This window comes from Lacibacter sp. H375 (genome assembly GCF_037892425.1).
In the GTDB taxonomy this organism is placed as follows: domain Bacteria; phylum Bacteroidota; class Bacteroidia; order Chitinophagales; family Chitinophagaceae; genus Lacibacter.
On record NZ_JBBKTT010000001.1, the window covers coordinates 4,503,223 to 4,521,217 of the forward strand.

A 17,995-nucleotide genomic window follows, 5' to 3' on the forward strand; every position below is an offset into this window, starting at 1 on the left:
TTTTAAGTACTATAAGTTACGAAAAACTGCTGTTAGCATTGCGTTAAAGGAACTAGTATAGCCCCTTTGAGGGATAATATGACAGTAGCCGTACACAAAGCGTTGCGATATGACTATTGCTAACAGGTTCTGTTAAGGATGAAACTGTTCCCCAATTTTACGAAACCAACTTTTGGATAATACTCCATTGCTGTTGGAACTGATAACAGCAAAACCATTGACTGCTCTCCTACTTTTTCTTTTGTTAAAAGAATCAATTGTTTACCAATCCCTTCTTTTTGATAATCTTGTCTAACTGCAAGATCGGCCAGGTAGCAACTCCAAACCCAATCTGTTATGCAACGGGAAACTCCCACTAACACTTCGTTGTGCCACGCAGTAACAATCAGATTTGAGTTATCGAACATTTTTTGAATCCTGTCTTTATCTTTTGTAGGACGAGGCAACCCGGCACTGTCGTAAAGTTCAATAACCTGTTCGGCGTTTGGTCGCCTGTCAAAACTATAAATGATGTCCATTACTTAAAGTGTTTAGAAGCGTTATAGCAAAATTGGAAATTACTGAATCAAAAGCAAAAGACAATAAGTAACCATTGTGTATATTTATACATGCTGCAATTCAACAACATCTAACAAATGAAATACTGGTATCAAAAACCAAATCAGTTATTATCAGACTATGTAAGAACAGTGTTGATACTCGAAGGTTTTTCGCAAGCAGAAAAAGAACAACTTCCTCTTGTTACCAATGGAATACCTGCCTTTCTTTGTCGCACTGAAAAAACTAAAGCAGACAATGAACATATTTCACAGCTATCACTGTTTGGAAAATCAAGCACTGAAGATTCATGGACCATCAATAACACTACAACCATTATTGCATATTTCTTTAAGCCATTTGCATTATCAACGGTATTTAATGTGCCGGCAAAAACAATAATGGATGCCGCTCTTGATCTTAGCATCTGGAGCCCGCATAAAACAAATGCACTTAAAACACAATTGGCTTATGCATCATCAACAGAAAAGAAAACAGAAGTGCTTGATCATTTATTGATTGAGCAACTGCAACAAAATAAAAAAGAATGCGAAATCATTAAATACGCCACTGACGAGATCATGTGTAACCCCGACACAGAAATACTATCAGCGATATTGACCAAATTAAATATCAACGAGCGAACCTTTCAACGAACTTTTAAAAAGTATGTGGGCGTTACAGCTAATCAATACAGACGCATTTGCCAGTTCCAGGTTTCATTTGATCAATTGAGAGGAAAAGAATTTACCAAGCTTACGGATATTGCTTATGATAATGGTTTTGCAGACCAGAGTCATTTTATCCGTTCCTTCAAAGAGTTTACACAAACCACTCCGAATGACTATTTAAAATCGGGTTTGAAAGAAAAAGAGCAATAGTGTCGTTTTTATTCTATTCCCTGCTTTTATGCTTTTATAGGTTTGCATGATTAAATCATTTAAAAAATAAACAGATGAAAGAAACTATCACTCCTTGTCTTTGGTATAATGGCCAGGCAAAAGAAGCTGCCGCATTATACTGCTCTGTATTTGCTGATGCAAAGATCACAGCGCAATCGCCTATTGTAACATCTATTTCAATTGGCGGACAAAGCTTCACTCTGTTAGATGGCGGGCCAATGTACAAACCCACTCCTTCCATTTCATTTTATTATATCTGCGAAAAGGAAGAGGAATTAAATACAATCTGGAATGCTTTCAGCAAAGAAGGCCAGGTATTGATGCCGTTAGATAAATATCCATGGGGTGAAAAGTATGGGTGGATCAATGATAAGTTTGGTATTTCCTGGCAACTGGCATTGGGCAACATAAGTGATGTGGGTCAACGCATAACGCCTTGCCTGATGTTCACCGGTAAACAATATGGCAGAGCCGATGAAGCCATCGCACATTACGATTCTGTTTTCAACGATCTGAAAGTTGATGGCATACTTCGCTATGGCGCCAATGAATCGCCTGATGTGGAAGGGAAAATAAAACATGCACTGTTTGCCATGAACGATCAGAAATTTATGATCATGGAGAATGCAGGAGCACACAACTTTGGTTTTACTGAAGGTGTATCACTAACTGTACATTGCGAAACGCAGGAAGAAATAGATCATTACTGGAACAGGCTTACAGAAAGCGGTGGAGAAGAGAGTATGTGTGGATGGCTGAAGGATAAGTTTGGCGTATCGTGGCAGATCGTTCCAAATGTGTTGAATAAGATCATGAGCGATCCTGCTAAAGCGGGCAAAGCTGCTCAGGCATTTATGAGTATGCGGAAATTAAATATTGAACAGATTGTGCAGGCTTCTATTGCTTAACAATTATGCATTGAAAATAAAAAGCATGTTGAGTGAGAAGTCAACATGCTTTTTTATATCGTCCTGAAAAATATTATTGCAGCTTCCGTTGTTTCAAAATTGCTTCCACTGCTTTTAACCGCTTGCTTCTTGGGTCGTTCACTAACTTATAAATAATGTACAACGGAATGAGCATTAAAAATCCAAAGCTGTTGTTAAAAACACTGTACACAACAATGCCGAAAAGAAAACCAATGAACAAAGCGTTTGTTATTGAAAACGATCGCAGTTTTTTTGCTTCTGCCAACAATTCTTCATCTGATAAAGTCGAAAAATCTATTTGTTCCATTCGTATTTACAATTAAGTTTTTGAGCAGCTCTTTCCATGCAAAATAGCTGCTGTTTGTTACAAAAACAAACAGAGATCCTTGCATATGGCATGCAACTCTTCAATCCCAACAAATTTATTCAATTGTAAATGCGATCATCTCAGCTTGTGCTATTCGCTGCATCAAATTCAACCATCCATTCAATACCATATTTATCCCTGAACATACCAAAATAAGAACCCCAGGGACTGGTATCAATTGGCATTTCAATTTCGCCACCTGCTGAAAGACCATTAAACAATTGATCGGCCTCCTCTTTACTGGCAGCATTTATTACAATTTTACTTCTGTTTTCACGCTCGTTGGTAGGCCCCATAAATTCAGGCACATCATTACCCATTAAGGTACTGCTGCCAATAGGCAATGCAATGTGCATGATTTTATCAGCTTCCTTTTCAGGTATCTCAAAACCCGGGGCGGACATGTCTTTAAACCGAACAACCCTTTTAAATGCGCCACCGAATACAGATTGATAAAACAAAAAAGCTTCTTCGGCATTGCCGTTAAAGTTGATGTGTGGGTTGATGTGTGCCATGTTTGTTTTTTGTTTGATGTTGTTTCAAAGCTAGCATTTATCAATATTACTCCACAGGCGAACTGCGACAAAATACAGGTTGATTGCGGCAATGGTTTGTTGTAGTTTCTGGCGCAAGTGTTTCGTAGGATTATTTGTTGCAATTTATTTCTGTTCCGATGACATCGGAAACTTCAAACGCTTTACAGTCACGGTAAAGTACAAGGCCGACCATTCTTACAAATACTTTGCTTTTGTTTTTCAAATTTCCCGATACAATCGGTGCCAAATCAGTTGGCTTCAAGTGATCCTCTCAGGTGGAACACTTGCGCCAGTGCAGGACTAACCTTGATTAAATTTCGATTTACTCGTATAGGCATACCTTTGTTTAGTTACATCTTGGCTGTACGGTTGCCGCTTTTGACAAGACAACCTGTAAGAAAGGGAAGAAATACTATGCAGCCATAAGTAAGTAATTCACTAATCTTAAATTTAAATTTATGTCGAAAAAGAAAGTTGAACCCAGAAAGAATAAGCCTACTCAAAAGAAAAGCTCAGCACAGAAAAAAGCGGATCCAAAGAAAAAAGCACGTAGGTAAAAAATGCAGAGAGCCCGGTTTACAGAGCCGGGTTTCTTTTTACGCCCTTTATTCTCCGGCCTGTCTCCTGAAATGGACACGCCGTTGTTAGTTCATTGTTTCATTATGGCAAATCGGTTTAACCAGACTCGCCTGCGAAGAAAATTCACCGATACTATCGGGGCTAAATCAGTTGACATAAAGTGGTCCACTTAGGTGGAACACTTGCGCCTATGGGTGGTGTTTTGCCGTCTTTGCCGTCTTTGCCATCTCCACATCCTTTAATACTTCTGTCCGCAGATCGGTCCAATGGAAGGTTCTGTAAAAATTCTCCGGGGTTTCCTTACCACCCTGCTGGCTCAGGTGCACCAGCGGCATCCGTTCATATAAAGGCGCAGTAATGCGTATAACATCATCCCAATAAATAAGTGCCTGTTGTAAATATTGGATAGCCTGCTGTTTGTATTGCTCACCACCACTTGTACGGTATCGTTGCAGCGCAAGGCCGCCTCTTATTTTAGCAGCAAAATGCAAACCGAGATAAGACCAGGTTTGTATATCGGCAACTTCATAAACCAGTTGTTTGTTACCGTTAGCTTTGGTATCGATAGTACGCACCAGTTCCAATGCATTACGTCCATCCTTTTCCAACAGGTTGGCCAGTTGTAACGGTGTCAGCTTGTTTTTACTTATAACCGTATCGTTATTGATGGCCCGTACATAATCTTTAATAGAAATGTAACTTGTATCCATAGGTGGCTGGTTAATAAGTTTATCAACAGATATATAACCTACCGACTGTGTTACAGGATCTCTCGCCATCATACCTTCGGTATACAACGTAAAATCCCAACCGCAATCATAATCGGATGCAATTCGCAAAGCAGCTTTACCTGCTAATGCAGATGCCTGCAACAGATCCTTACCCTGTTTGCCGTAACGATATATAAATTCATTATGAAACAATTGATCGCTGCTTGTAGGGTTGTACAATAATCTTCCCCATAATTTATAAAACAACCATTGCCGTTCAAAAGCAAATTGCCGTGGCGTATTTAATGTTCCCTTGGTAAAATAATCTTTGGCAGGTATGTATGTCTCGGAGCCAATAATAAAACCACCACCCCACGAATGAGTGTTCTTTGTAACGAGATCTCTTACAAAAAAAGGAACACCCCAACGCAAACAAAAGAAATCTTCGTTCCGTGCCGTCCACACAATTTTGTAAATGTCAGACTCCGGTTTGAAATACGTATCATACAATTTACCACCATGTACTTTTATAAGTGTGGAAGTGGAATGTGCATGCGACCAATTGAATTTAAGATCGGCCCAGATGGGTCCTTCTAAAAAACCCATTGCAGCTTCTTCTTCCATTTTGCGGCGTGTGAGTTTTTCTGTTTCAATACTTGTTACGCCTAACGATCCTGTGGTACTGGAGAAAGGAATACGGTGTATGAGTTTTGTTTTACGATTGGCCTGTCGCATACCTGCTATGATGGTTTCATGCATCCAGTCTTCCCGCTGTTGTGGTGTCATCCCTCCCATTCCTTCGCCCAATGTAATTCCCATACCTGTAATCTCCGGGTATTCATTCAGCATTTGTGTTACACACTCACGGGTATAACGCTTAATAATCTCCGAGGTATCGCCATCTACAAAATAATCATGCTGCAGGTTATCCATTGCTACATTATGCGCTTTGGCAAACTCCGGCGTTACAAAAATGTTGAAGGGAATAATGTACACATCAATTGCTCTTTCACCTGCCATGCGCATAATGCTGTGAAAAAGTGTTTGCCATTGTTTCATTTCTGCTGCTGTCCAGGGACTGGCTTCAGGAAAATTGGTGGGCTTTATTAAAAAAGTATATGGATGCAGATTCCATAACGTAAGACTGTTAAACCTGTTCTCCACCATCATATCAAGAAAAGATTTCCAGTACAAGGTATCTCTGCAGGTAGTATCGTGCAACTGAAGTGCATAGCTGTGGCGATAGCTGTCCCATGGTAAATCATACTTGATGGCACGCAAAGGCACAAAGGCTTTTTCTTCTCTTGGTTTGATAGTATTTAAGGCGCTACCATTACGTACTTCTTCTGCAATTGAAAGTGCCGCATAAATCAACGCTCTGTTACTGCCGCCGGTAATGCGGATGTGATTGCCGGTACGACTGATGGCAAAGTTTTCTTTACCATGTGCAATGCTATCCGTTACAAACGAAAAACGGAATTGCTTAGCGGTTACAAGTTTACGTAGTTGTGCAGACAGTTTTTGTACGGCATACACCTGCTGTGGCGATCGTTTATCATATTCAAATGATTGGGCAAGGCTTTGCTGCACAATTAAACCGCACAGTATCATCACGAATAGTACTCTTATCATATGGTCTTATGCTGATTGATAAAAAATTGATCAATCAACCAAATGAAGATAATAACAATTGAAGAAAGGATGATTAAATAAGAAGATGCAGGATGATTGCAAACAGCAATGTAACCTACGAAGCGTCTTTACGAGGATGTGAGTTCTGTGGTAAGTTTTGTACCAAAGCAATCTTTTGTTTGCAATTGTTATTCAATCTAAGAGATGAAAATTCCCCGTTTCCATCGGGATCGAATCAGTTGGCATCAAGTGGGATTATTCTAAATGTGGCTATACACTATGTTTAAGTCACAATCTAATTTTTGCTTGAAGTCGTTTATGAAACTTTCCGTAAAACCTGGCCAATTCCAAAACCTAAAACCGAAATCACTAAAGCCCCATTCGGGTGAAAATTTAAATTGATGAATATCTGTCCCAATATTGCATAAAGGACAAGTCAAATTATTGCTTTTATTGTCGCCCCACTCGCTTAAAAAATCCCAATCTTCGTTTGCAATATCTTGTTTACAATGTGGGCAAAGAAGTACTTCTATTCCATTTTGTCCCGTATCAAAAACCTGTCGGTCAGTAATTATTTCTAATCCATTTACACCTAATTCAAATGGTAAATATTCTGGTTCTGCCGTTATAAGTTTTGCCCCTTCGGAAATTGCATAGCCATCGGTTGAGCCAAGAACACAATCTGACAGTGTTGGCTTAACTATGTCAAAAGAAACAAGCCATTGTAAAATTTCTTTCGCTTTAATTTCTTTGCCAGGATATTCTGATTGTCTTGGTACGATTGAAATGCTATTATCGCTCATATTTTATAATCAGATTTAAGTTATGTGGTGTGCCAATGCTCAGTTTTTTTTCTCAAATTCCTTGATACAATCAGGGACGAATCAGTTGGCATCAAGTGATCCACTGAGGTGGAACACTTGCGTCAGTAGAGTGGCGACTTCATCACATCTTTTTGCCAAACCACATAGAAAACTGATTCTTACTAATGTCCATTTCCAAAGAATGATAAAACTCCCGTTTAATAACAATTTGAATCTTCTTTGTGTCTATTCCAAGGGAGACTAAAATCAACGCTCTCATAAATATCCGGACAACCTTATTTATTTCATATAGCTGAAAAATAGTCCACACAAATGACTTCTCATCATAGTGAGTGTAATAATTTCGTGAATCAAGTAAATAACTAAGAAATTCCTTTTTCTCTAACGGCAGATCAATCTTCAACCCTTCGCTCTCAAGAATACTAAAAAAATGAAAGTAACGCATCATATTAGTCCATTCTTTTCTTTTATTATTCTGCAAACCAAATTCCACATCCACCTCGCTCTTTATTCTATCACGAAGTTCCACGTCATCTTCATAAAAATACTTGTGAAGAACTTCAATAGATTGAGTTAGATATAGAAATATTATTTCCGGGTTATTTGACTTCAATCCAGTCTCCCACAGAGAAACGACTTGATCAAACTTCTCTCTTTGTGAAAAATATTTTTGAACTACTACACTAAAATTTTCCACCTCATTATATTGAAGCAAAACATGAAATCTACTCTCTTCGAAATCAACTTCACTAAGAATTAAGTTTACGAATTGCACACCTCTTTCAAAGACGAGTTTTTTTGTATTAGGTACAACTGTCAAAAAAAGGGTGTAAAAATTAAGCAGCGAATAATAAGCAGCGAATAATCTATTTCTCGACGTCGGATTGGCTGCATAAACCGTCATAGAAACATCTTCAAAAAATCTAACCTCACCCGACTTTAAACTAAAATGCGGCCTCAATAAAAACTTCAAAAAATATTCTTCAGATAAAAAGTATTCGATCGAAACCTCATTGCCAATACTAACTGAAATTAATTTCTCTCCTCCTTTTTCATGGGAAATATCAATAAGCTTTGGAGGTATCCAGTTAGACATATTTGTTACCTCTGCGTTTAAACTTGTATAGGCTTTGCTATCAAATAAATCATCCACGATATTATCATAAAGTTCATTTATTATGTAAGAAACCTTATTGCCATTACTTTTCGAAAAGATGCTCTGAATAAGCGTAAAGTTTTGCTTTGGGGAATAGCAAAACATTATAGGGATTGTATCAAATGACATTCTCCCATAAGGATGTTCCGAAAATTCAATCACTTTTTGTTTTGAGGAAATAATTAAAACACCTAACATTTCCTTTCCTTCTAAATCTGGTATGATTACTTTAACATGCAATGTGTTGTTTTCATCCATAATCAAAACTCAGTTTTTATTAACAATAGATAGCTTGACATTTACTGCATCCACTACCAAGAGAAATTCGCTTTAGGCATCCTACTTCCAAATCGCTCCCACTCCTGCTTCACTCAACTTTTTATTCAATGCATTCAAACGCAGTTCCAGTGCATCTGCTCTTTGTTTTAATGCAGTCCATTGTGTATCGTATTCTTTTTTCAAATCAAGGCTTGGTTGGTTCACACGAGGTATATCGCTTTCTGTTTGATTGATTAGGAAAAGGTAGTTGGCGGTAAACTTATTGGGGAAATTTTCTACATCATCATAAGCTTTGCTTTTGCGCTGCACCATGTCATCATCCCATGCTTTCATGTCTTTACTTAACGAATCAGCTTCTTTTTTAAGCGCTGCGAATTTCGCATCGGTTAAGTTTTTGATGAGATCATTCAACTGCAAACGTTTACCATTGAGTTTATTGATGAGGTTATGCATGGCCGTTACATCTGCTTCCATAGTACTCATCAACGCATCATATGCAGCATACTCAGCAGGCGTTGTTGAATACAAGGGATTAGCAGCAATCACAGCCGTAGTGATTGTTTGCTGCGTTCCTGCTTTAATGGTAACGTTATAAGTACCGGGGATGGCTTTATGTCCTGCATAACTGCTTTCGATATACACATTCGGTATGCCGGGCATGGTTGCATGACGCATATCCCACACAAAACGATTCAATCCTTTTTGTTTATTGAGTGTAGGGTTTGGAGATGGTGCGCCATCATAGTACGCTACATTATCTGCCACCGAACTAAAACTGCGGATGAGTTTTCCTTTTGCATCAGTGATCGTCATCGTTACCGTATCGGTTGCTTTCAACTCCGGTAAGTTGTAATACAGCACTACGCCATTAGCAGGATTAACACCCACACCACGTGCCGTACCGGTTGGACTGGCTGTATTCATGGCACTGAAACCATTGGCGATATACGCCTCTTCGGGTTGATATACCTGCAAACCGCTTTGTTCTTTTTTGTATTGACGTAAAACATGCAGATCATCTAACACCCAAAAGCTTCTGCCCGATGTTGCTGCAATCAAATCGCCTTTGTGTACACGCAGATCGGTAATGGGTGTAACAGGTAAATTCAATTGAAACGGTTGCCATTGCTTACCGCCGTCAAATGAAACAAATACACCTAACTCTGTACCTGCATACAGCAGGTCTTTGCGCATATCATCTTCACGCACTACACGTGTAAATGCATTGTTGGGCAAACCGTTTACAAGCTTGGTCCATGTTTTACCATAGTCGGTTGTTTTGTAAATGGCCGGCGCATGATCGTTAAACTTATAACGTGTGGTAGCAATGTAAGCCGTTGCTTTATCGTGTGGGGATACTTCAATGGCATTGATGAGACATTCCTGCAAACCTGCTGGCGTAATGTTTGTCCATGTTGCACAACCATCTTTTGTTACATATACATAACCATCATCACTACCCGTATAGATCACACCTTTTTCGTGTGGTGATTCTATGACGTAAGCCAGTGTTCCATAGTTCTCCGCTCCCACGGCTTCATTGGTATACGGCACACCGCCTTTGCCTTGTTTTTCTTTTTCGTTGCGTGTAAGATCAGGTGATACTTCTTTCCAGCTACGTCCCATATCGGTTGTCTTCAACAATAACTGTGAACCATGATAATAAGTATTCGGTTCATGTTTGCTCCAGATGATAGGCGCATTCCAGTTGTAACGGTACTTAATATCTTTTGCATCCTTGCCAAGATACTGAATAGGTGCAGGCATGATGTTGGTGCTTGCTTTTGCTTTGGTATCGAGCACTTCAATAGTGCCCTGGTAACTGCCGCCCAACACATAACGTGGATCGTTCGGGTCGAATGCAAGGAAGGCACTTTCGCCACCTGCTGATGCTTCCCAATCACTTGCAGTGATACTGCTTCCGCCAAATGAACGATGGGGAATAGACACCGATGTATTATCCTGCTGACCTGCATAGATGCGATACGGAAATTGATTATCTACATTGATGCGGTAGAACTGTGCCGTGGGCATTTGATTCTGTGGACTCCATGTTTTTGCAAAGTTCACTGACACAGAACAACCGCCATCGTTACTGATGATCATGTTGTTTGAATTTTTTGGATTGATCCAGAGATCATGATAATCGCCATGTGTACCGCTTAAGTTCTCCCATGTTTTGCCACCATCTCTTGAACGCAAAGCCGGTGCACTCAACACATAAATGGTTTGATCGTTATTAGGATCGATAAACAATTCGATGTAATACCATGCACGTTGAATCAAGCGATGATCATCTGTAATGCGGCTCCAGCTGGCACCTGCATTGTTGCTTACGAATAAACCACCAGCTTCTTTTTCACTGTCACTTTCAATCAACGCATATACTTTCTCGGGATTGGAACGACTAACGGCAATGGACATCTTACCCATTTCTGTTGGCAATCCTGTTGTTAACTTCTGCCATGTATCACCACCATCCACACTTTTATACAAACCACTTCCTGCACCACCACTGATCACCTGCCAGGGTTTGCGGCCATGCTCCCACATGGATGCATAGATGATACGTGGATTGTTCATGTCCATGCTCAATTCATTGCAACCTGTATTTTCATTTACAAATAATACATTTTTCCAGGTGGCACCACCATCCGTTGATTTATAGATACCACGTTCTTTACTCTTGCTGTACAATGCACCTTGTGCTGCTACAAGCAAAGTGTTGGGGTCTTTTGGATGCACTACAATGCGTGCAATATGTTGTGTGGCTTCGAGGCCGAGGTGTTTCCATGTTTTGCCTGCATCAGTACTCTTGTATACACCATCACCATGATGCGTCATTACACCACGCACTGCATGTTCACCCATGCCAACATAAACTACGTTTGCATCACTTTCAGGAACAGTCAACGCACCCACACTTCCTGTTTTAAAATAACCATCAGAGATATTGTTCCAGTTTAAACCAAGATCATCTGTCTTCCACAAACCACCACCTGTTGTACCCATGTAATAGGTATTGATATCGCCGGGAACACCTGTGCCGCAGTTGGATCGTCCTCCACGGAAGGGGCCAATACTGCGCCACTTAACTGCCGAGAATTGTTTGTTGAGATCGGTTTTGCTTGTGTCTGTTTTTGTTTGAGCGTTGATAGTTATTGCTGAGAGAAGAAGTGCAAGGAGGAAATATTTCTGCATGCTTATTGTTTTGGAATGGGAATATAAAACAAGTTTGCCAGAGATGAGTAAGCAGATATATAGATGGATGTGATCTGGGAAGAAGTTCACGCAAGGTAAGCAGAGGAACGGAGACGAAAAGTTGTTTGGCCACGGATGGAACAAATAAGGAGAGATGAACTTGTTGAAACGGGTATCTTATTTTCGGTATCTTGGTTACATGAAAAAGTATGTACTTCTATTGCTGAGTATAGCAACCTTACATGGTTCTGCACAGCAGGTAAAAATTTCAAAGAACATTCAACAGGCTATGAACAGGATCGATACCAATACGATCCGTTCGCATATTGCGTACCTGGCCGATGATAAATTAAAAGGCCGCTTACCCGGCACCGAAGGTTATCAATTGGCTGTTGACTATGTGGTTGAACAATATAAAAAAATGGGTGTTGCCCCCGGTGGTGATAATGGAGGCTATACACAAAAATTAATTCTGCGTCGTTCGTTGCTGAATAATAAATCTTCTGTTGCAGTTTTGAAAGACAAACAAGGTAATATTGATTCCTTACAATTTGCAATTGATTATACCGCTGCCCCACATCCCATGCTTGCCAATGCTGCAGCAGAAGCAGAATTGGTATTTGCCGGCTATGGTGTAGAAATTCCAGGACAGTATTCTGATTACACTGGCATCGATGTAAAAGGAAAAATTGTTGTTCTTATTGCAGGCGCACCAGATGGATTGATCTCAACACTAACAGCGCATTTCTCTAATGCAGGAAATAAAATGACGACTGCATTTACAAAAGGGGCCGTTGGAGCTGTACTGATCAATTTAACAACAAGATTGTCGGGAAATGCTACGGCTGCCATACAATCGAATGTGGCAGTTAACCCAACTAAAACAGAAGCCTATGGCCGTGGTTTTACAGGCAATCTGAAAGTAGTACTCAACGGCGGCAAAGCATTGCTCAGCCGTTTTTTTATGCACTCCGGTAAAAACATGGAGCAGGTGTTGATTGATATTAAAAAAGGAAAAGCATCGTCCTTTGCATTGCCGTACAGTATAGCTGCATCGTACAGCACAGCACATACCGATTTTGAAAGTTATAATGTGGTTGGATTAATTCCGGGTAGTGATAACGTATTGAAAAATGAATATGTGGTGCATTCTGCACATCTCGATCATGTGGGCATTGGTCGTGCAGTCAATGGTGATTCGATTTATAATGGTGCACATGATAATGCATCGGGTGTTGCTTCATTACTTGAGATTGCACGTATCTACAAAACGTCAAATGCAAAACCAAAACGTTCAGTATTGATCGTGATGGTAACAGCTGAAGAAATGGGATTGGTTGGTTCCTCTTATTTTGCTGCAAACCCTACTGTACCAAAAGCATCAATTGTTGCTGATGTAAATACGGATATGCCGACCGTGATCGCTCCGCTGCTTTCCGTTGTGCCGTTAGGTGCCGAACATTCAAGCATTATGAACAATGTAAAATTTGCAGCTTCCTATTTAAAACTGGATGTAGAAAAAGATCCGGAGCCTGAACAAAACCGTTTTGTTCGTAGTGATCAATACAGTTTCGTGATGAATGGAATTCCCGCCCTGCATATCAAGTATGGCAACAAAACAAATATCCCCGGTTTTGACCTGGATGCATTTATCAAACAATGGCGTGCGAAATACTATCACCAAAGTGCAGATGGTTTAGATGGCATTTTCAATTTTACAGCAGCAAAAACCTATGTGCAGTTGAATTTCCTCATCAGTTATTCCATTGCGCAAACAACTGAACGTCCCATGTGGAATAAGGGTGATTTGTTTGGAACGGTGCAGCAATAAACAAACGTTTTAAAAAAGCCCGATACCGGCCGATCTGTCCCTCGGTTATTACTGCTCACCCCAAACAAAAAGTCTGCTTAATGTTTTGCAGCCGGATGAAGCATGATAATAATCAGTTTTCTAAAGAGTCTATCCCATTTTTAGGCCTTTAAGACTGTAATAAATTTGCACAAACAAAATAAAACTGCCGGTAAAAGGCTGTTTATTTCATTTGTTCATTTTTATTTGCTTTTTGGGCAAATAGTATATCCACAAAATTATTATCGCTGTGGTTATAAATTAGCTCGATAATTTTTATGGATATTTCCTGTATTCAACTAATTTTTACTTTATGAATCGGTCGGTTTACATCATCACACCATCTAACCAAAGCGGAAAATCCATCATCAGCCTGGGGCTTATGCAAATGTTGCAGCGCACCACTCCACGGGTTGCTTTTTTTAAACCTGTGATTGAAGACAAAGAAGAAAAGGATAATCACATCGATGCTGTTCTTTCACACTTTAAAATTCCGATGGAATATGAAGAAGCCTATGCTTTTTCACGAAGTGAACTGAATGAGCTCCGCAACCAGGGACGCATTAACTATGTGTATGATGAGATCATTGAAAAATACAAGAAGCTGGAAGAGCGGTTTGATTTTGTATTGGTGGAAGGCAGCGATTTTAATGAAGAAACTTCTGTATTTGAAGTAGACTTTAATGCATCACTGGCTACATCGCTTGGTATGCCGGCATTACTTGTTATCAAAGATAATTTTGATTCTGTTGATGAACTGGTAGAACATGTGCAGTTACAACTGCATTCCTTCGTTGCAAAAAATATCAAGATCATTGGCGTGTTTGTGAGCCGCTGCACCAAAGATGTAACGGTGGCGGAAAAGGCGCTGAAAGCAAGATTGCCGAAAGAGTTAATCGTGGCGCTTATTCCCAACAGTGAGGAGTTAGGACATCCTACCATGAAAGAAATTGCCGATGAATTGAAAGCGCATGTGTTGTTTGGCAGTGATAAGCTGGATGCAATTGCACGTAATTCAATCATTGGTGGTATGCAGCTGGCAAATTATCTCAACCGCATTTCACCGGATTGTGTAGCTGTAATGCCTGGCGACAGATCGGATCTTGTTATTGGTACCATGCTGGCAAACATGTCGCCTAATTATCCCCGTGTTGCAGGCATTGTTCTTACAGGTGGTTTTTTACCCGAACGTTCTGTTGTAAATCTCATGGATGGAACACAACAAACACTTCCTGTATTGGCAGTTAGTACAGGCACATTTGAAACTGCTTCACGTATTGCCAACATACAACCGAAAATTTATGCTGGCAACGAATACAAAATAAGACTGGCCATTGATGTTTTTGAATCGGCTGTTGACACAGATGCGTTGAGTGAAAAAATCAACTCTGTAAAATCGGAAGCCATTACACCCATTATGTTCCAGCACAATTTACTGGCAAAGGCGAAAAAAGCACAAACGCATATTGTGTTACCGGAAAGCGAAGATGAACGGATTTTAAAAGCCGCATCACGTTTGGCAAAAGATAAAATTGGTTACCTCACGTTATTGGGTAAAGCAGATGAAGTAAAAGCGAGAGTAAAGGATCTTGGTTTGTATTGGGATGATGAACGCATTCAGATCGTTGACCCGATGACGAGTAACAAGTATGAAGATTATTATACAACCCTGTACGAACTGCGTAAGGCAAAGGGTATGGAAATAACTTCTGCTGCAGATCTCATGACAGATCCATCCTATTACGGAACAATGATGGTGTATAAAGGTGATGCCGATGGTATGGTTTCAGGTGCAGCACATACAACAGCACATACCATTAAACCGGCCTTGCAGTTTGTGAAAACAAGAAAAGGTTTTAATACCGTGTCATCTGTTTTCTTTATGTTATTGCCCGACAGAGTTGTGTTGTATGGCGATTGTGCGATTGTTCCAAATCCTACTGCGGAACAGTTGGCAGAGATCGCTATATCATCAGCCGATTCAGCCACAACATTTGGTATTGAAACAGCAAGAGTGGCGATGCTATCCTATTCATCAGGCACATCGGGCACCGGTGAAGAAGTTGAGAAAGTGCGTTCAGCAACAGCTATTGTAAAACAACGTCGTCCGGATATTCTGGTGGAAGGACCAATTCAATACGATGCAGCAGTTGATCCTGTCGTGGGCCGTAGTAAAATGCCCGGATCGGAAGTGGCAGGACAAGCCAACGTACTCATCTTCCCCGATCTCAACACAGGTAACAATACCTACAAAGCAGTGCAACGTGAAACAGGCGCATTGGCCGTTGGACCAATGTTACAGGGTTTAAACAAACCGATCAACGACTTAAGCCGTGGTGCTACCATTGACGACATTTATAACACAGTAGTGATTACAGCTATTCAATCAACGAACAAATAAGCTATGCAGATATTAGTGATCAATGCCGGTAGTTCATCTATGAAATACCAGCTGATAGAAACAGAGGATAAAACCGTTTTAGCCAAAGGACTTGCAGAACGGATTGGTATTGCAGGGAGCAGGGTAAAACATCAGTTCACTAAAAACGGAACAACTGGTGAAAAAGTTGTTGAGCAAGATCTTCCCGACCATAACGTTGCGTTTGAAATAATTACACAACTGTTGACCGATAAGGAGGATGCAGTTATTCCATCACCTGAAACAATTAAAGCTGTCGGGCATCGCATTGTACATGGTGGTGAAAAATTTTCCGACACACAAGTGATCACTGAAGAAGTAAAAGACACCATTCGTGCATTGATCCCATTGGCACCTTTACACAACCCTGCCAATTTAATTGGCGTGGAAGCTGCTGAAAAATTCTTTCCGAAAGCTGTGCAGGTGGCAGTGTTCGATACAGCTTTTCATCAAACACTTCCTGAGCATGCATTCCGTTATGCCATTCCTGAAAAATTTTATATAGAAGATAAAATACGGGTGTATGGTTTTCATGGTACCAGCCATAAGTATGTGTACAACGAAGCGAAAAAGTTTTTACACAATGATAAGTTGAAAGCTATTACCATTCATCTCGGCAATGGCAGCAGCATGGCGGCTATTGATGAGAACGGGCATAGTGTTGATACAAGTCTTGGCTTTGGTCCACTGTGTGGTCTTGTAATGGGCACACGTAGCGGCGATATTGATCCATCAGTCATTTTCCATATGATCGAGCAATTGAACATGCCTTTGGAAAAAATAAAAAATGTGCTGAATAAAGAAAGCGGAATGCTCGGACTTGCAGGCAGCAGCGATGCACGGGATGTCGCTGCAAAATATAATACCGGCGACGGTAATGCTAAACTCACGTTTGAGCTGTATGGTTATCGCATCCGCAAATACATCGGTGCCTACATGGCCGCACTCAACGGTGTAGATGCATTGATCTTTACTGCAGGGCTTGGTGAAAACTCTGTACTCACACGCAGCTATGCATGTAAAAACCTTCAAAACTTAGGCATCGAGTTGGATGACCAATTAAATGTTGAAAACAACCATGCATCTACACCGGTTGAAATACAAACTGCCGCAAGCAAAGTGAAAATATTGATCGTGCCTACCAATGAAGAATGGCAGATAGCAAAAGAAGTATCAGAGTTAGTGACGAGGTCTTAGACGTTGACAATCGTTTACATAACACCCTATACTTTCCAGCTTTCTTCAAAAATGTCTATTTCCTGCTGCCTTTCAGAATATCTTCAATCTTACCCGGCATATATAAGGCAAAATAATCAACATAGATATAGAGAAACATCAAACCCGCCCACAGTGCAGCAAGCTTCAGTTTCAAATTTGCTTTCATGACTTCCGGTGAATTTTGTAGCATGTTTTGTGTAGACATAAATAATCAGCTAAAAATTAAATCCGAAGTGAAATCCCGGTTCTCCGAAAACTAACTTTGACCACTTATCATCCAACTGCTTAAATCCTTCAGGTAATTTTGTATGATAAGCACGATGGGTAATTGCAATGGATGGTTGAATAAAAAACCGGTCTTTAAAAAGTTTGATGTGATAACCGGCCCGGTAAGTATTGAAAACCTGAAACCCATTGTCAATTTTTTTGCCCGCATCATTCATAAACGTTTGCCAGGTAGGCATTACATTCAGTTCGGCATATAAACCTTTCCAAAAAAACCGTTGGTAAGCTACAGACACGCCATACTCACGAACATAGCCCGGAAACTTTTCTTCCGCCTTTCCATATGATTTGTTGAAGAATGGATGAATGCCGTTGGGCCATGCATATTTCCAGGTTTTTGGCTCTATTGTAATTACATCTTTACCTGTAATACGATAACCAAAATTAAGTTGAACGAAGTTTGGAGGATTTGTAGAAGATAAATTTCCCAATAGAAATAATGTGCTGCCAACAAACCACTTTTTGTAGGTGCTGTCTGTTTCTGCATATTGTGCTTTGAGTTGTGGAGTACTGATCATCATCAACACGAAACCAATGAATAAAACTTTCTTTTGCATATCTTTTTATTGATG

At 40.1% G+C, this 17,995-nt stretch carries 14 protein-coding genes; 5 read left to right on the forward strand and 9 right to left on the reverse strand.

Features of this window, described 5'->3' with window-relative positions; all coding sequences use genetic code 11:
- Positions 1–119: 119 nt before the first annotated feature.
- Positions 120–518 carry a GNAT family N-acetyltransferase gene (locus WG954_RS19305; RefSeq protein ID WP_340438536.1) on the reverse strand — a complete coding sequence of 133 codons (399 nt, stop codon included), beginning with the start codon at positions 516–518 and terminating at the stop codon, positions 120–122.
- Positions 519–635: 117 nt separating this feature from the next.
- On the opposite strand from WG954_RS19305, the gene WG954_RS19310 reads away from it, so the two are divergent.
- A complete protein-coding gene (locus tag WG954_RS19310) occupies positions 636–1,418 on the forward strand; it encodes a helix-turn-helix domain-containing protein (RefSeq protein WP_340438537.1) in 783 nt (260 codons plus the stop codon).
- Between the two features lie 74 nt (positions 1,419–1,492).
- Positions 1,493–2,347: a VOC family protein gene (locus WG954_RS19315; RefSeq protein WP_340438538.1), complete on the forward strand. Its 855-nt coding sequence runs from the start codon at positions 1,493–1,495 to the stop codon at positions 2,345–2,347.
- Positions 2,348–2,420: 73 nt separating this feature from the next.
- Here the strand turns inward: WG954_RS19315 and WG954_RS19320 are convergent, their stop codons facing one another.
- From WG954_RS19320 to WG954_RS19345, 6 genes are all read right to left on the reverse strand, one after another.
- Positions 2,421–2,675: a hypothetical protein gene (locus tag WG954_RS19320; protein WP_340438539.1), complete on the reverse strand. Its 255-nt coding sequence runs from the start codon at positions 2,673–2,675 to the stop codon at positions 2,421–2,423.
- A gap of 140 nt (positions 2,676–2,815) precedes the next feature.
- Complete coding sequence (locus WG954_RS19325; RefSeq protein WP_340438540.1) at positions 2,816–3,250, reverse strand: VOC family protein; 435 nt, start codon at positions 3,248–3,250, stop codon at positions 2,816–2,818.
- A 788-nt stretch (positions 3,251–4,038) separates the two neighbouring features.
- On the reverse strand, positions 4,039–6,192 hold the full coding sequence (locus WG954_RS19330) for a hypothetical protein (RefSeq protein ID WP_340438541.1): 2,154 nt from the start codon (positions 6,190–6,192) through the stop codon (positions 4,039–4,041).
- 260 nt (positions 6,193–6,452) lie between these two features.
- Complete coding sequence (locus WG954_RS19335; protein WP_340438542.1) at positions 6,453–6,995, reverse strand: hypothetical protein; 543 nt, start codon at positions 6,993–6,995, stop codon at positions 6,453–6,455.
- Between the two features lie 142 nt (positions 6,996–7,137).
- Positions 7,138–8,430, reverse strand: coding sequence for a HEPN domain-containing protein (locus WG954_RS19340; RefSeq protein WP_340438544.1), 1,293 nt, complete (start codon positions 8,428–8,430; stop codon positions 7,138–7,140).
- An 81-nt stretch (positions 8,431–8,511) separates the two neighbouring features.
- Positions 8,512–11,652 carry a VPS10 domain-containing protein gene (locus WG954_RS19345; protein ID WP_340438546.1) on the reverse strand — a complete coding sequence of 1,047 codons (3,141 nt, stop codon included), beginning with the start codon at positions 11,650–11,652 and terminating at the stop codon, positions 8,512–8,514.
- A 199-nt stretch (positions 11,653–11,851) separates the two neighbouring features.
- Between WG954_RS19345 and WG954_RS19350 the strand changes: the two genes are divergently transcribed.
- The 3 genes from WG954_RS19350 (at position 11,852) to WG954_RS19360 (ending at position 17,117) form a co-directional block, all read left to right on the forward strand.
- Positions 11,852–13,483 (forward strand): M28 family peptidase, encoded by a 1,632-nt coding sequence (locus WG954_RS19350; protein WP_340438547.1) that lies wholly within the window; start codon positions 11,852–11,854, stop codon positions 13,481–13,483.
- A 331-nt stretch (positions 13,484–13,814) separates the two neighbouring features.
- Positions 13,815–15,902, forward strand: a complete 2,088-nt coding sequence (pta, locus tag WG954_RS19355) for a phosphate acetyltransferase (RefSeq protein ID WP_340438548.1) — start codon at positions 13,815–13,817, stop codon at positions 15,900–15,902.
- A gap of 3 nt (positions 15,903–15,905) precedes the next feature.
- Complete coding sequence (locus WG954_RS19360; protein ID WP_340438550.1) at positions 15,906–17,117, forward strand: acetate/propionate family kinase; 1,212 nt, start codon at positions 15,906–15,908, stop codon at positions 17,115–17,117.
- Between the two features lie 55 nt (positions 17,118–17,172).
- Here WG954_RS19360 and WG954_RS19365 read toward each other — a convergent pair whose 3' ends face one another.
- Both WG954_RS19365 and WG954_RS19370 read right to left on the reverse strand, forming a co-directional pair.
- Positions 17,173–17,304 (reverse strand): hypothetical protein, encoded by a 132-nt coding sequence (locus WG954_RS19365; RefSeq protein ID WP_340438551.1) that lies wholly within the window; start codon positions 17,302–17,304, stop codon positions 17,173–17,175.
- A 49-nt stretch (positions 17,305–17,353) separates the two neighbouring features.
- Positions 17,354–17,980, reverse strand: coding sequence for a hypothetical protein (locus WG954_RS19370; RefSeq protein WP_340438552.1), 627 nt, complete (start codon positions 17,978–17,980; stop codon positions 17,354–17,356).
- Positions 17,981–17,995: the final 15 nt, after the last annotated feature.

What these genes read in the sequence shown, in the direction of transcription:
- WG954_RS19330 (WP_340438541.1), bottom strand. Translation starts at nt 6,192, where the DNA reads ATGATAAGAGTACTATTCGTGATGATACTGTGCGGTTTAATTGTGCAG.
- WG954_RS19350 (WP_340438547.1), top strand. Translation starts at nt 11,852, where the DNA reads ATGAAAAAGTATGTACTTCTATTGCTGAGTATAGCAACCTTACATGGT.
- WG954_RS19315 (WP_340438538.1), top strand. Translation starts at nt 1,493, where the DNA reads ATGAAAGAAACTATCACTCCTTGTCTTTGGTATAATGGCCAGGCAAAA.
- WG954_RS19310 (WP_340438537.1), top strand. Translation starts at nt 636, where the DNA reads ATGAAATACTGGTATCAAAAACCAAATCAGTTATTATCAGACTATGTA.
- WG954_RS19370 (WP_340438552.1), bottom strand. Translation starts at nt 17,980, where the DNA reads ATGCAAAAGAAAGTTTTATTCATTGGTTTCGTGTTGATGATGATCAGT.
- WG954_RS19335 (WP_340438542.1), bottom strand. Translation starts at nt 6,995, where the DNA reads ATGAGCGATAATAGCATTTCAATCGTACCAAGACAATCAGAATATCCT.
- WG954_RS19365 (WP_340438551.1), bottom strand. Translation starts at nt 17,304, where the DNA reads ATGAAAGCAAATTTGAAACTGAAGCTTGCTGCACTGTGGGCGGGTTTG.
- WG954_RS19325 (WP_340438540.1), bottom strand. Translation starts at nt 3,250, where the DNA reads ATGGCACACATCAACCCACACATCAACTTTAACGGCAATGCCGAAGAA.
- WG954_RS19345 (WP_340438546.1), bottom strand. Translation starts at nt 11,652, where the DNA reads ATGCAGAAATATTTCCTCCTTGCACTTCTTCTCTCAGCAATAACTATC.
- WG954_RS19340 (WP_340438544.1), bottom strand. Translation starts at nt 8,430, where the DNA reads ATGGATGAAAACAACACATTGCATGTTAAAGTAATCATACCAGATTTA.
- pta (WP_340438548.1), top strand. Translation starts at nt 13,815, where the DNA reads ATGAATCGGTCGGTTTACATCATCACACCATCTAACCAAAGCGGAAAA.
- WG954_RS19305 (WP_340438536.1), bottom strand. Translation starts at nt 518, where the DNA reads ATGGACATCATTTATAGTTTTGACAGGCGACCAAACGCCGAACAGGTT.
- WG954_RS19360 (WP_340438550.1), top strand. Translation starts at nt 15,906, where the DNA reads ATGCAGATATTAGTGATCAATGCCGGTAGTTCATCTATGAAATACCAG.
- WG954_RS19320 (WP_340438539.1), bottom strand. Translation starts at nt 2,675, where the DNA reads ATGGAACAAATAGATTTTTCGACTTTATCAGATGAAGAATTGTTGGCA.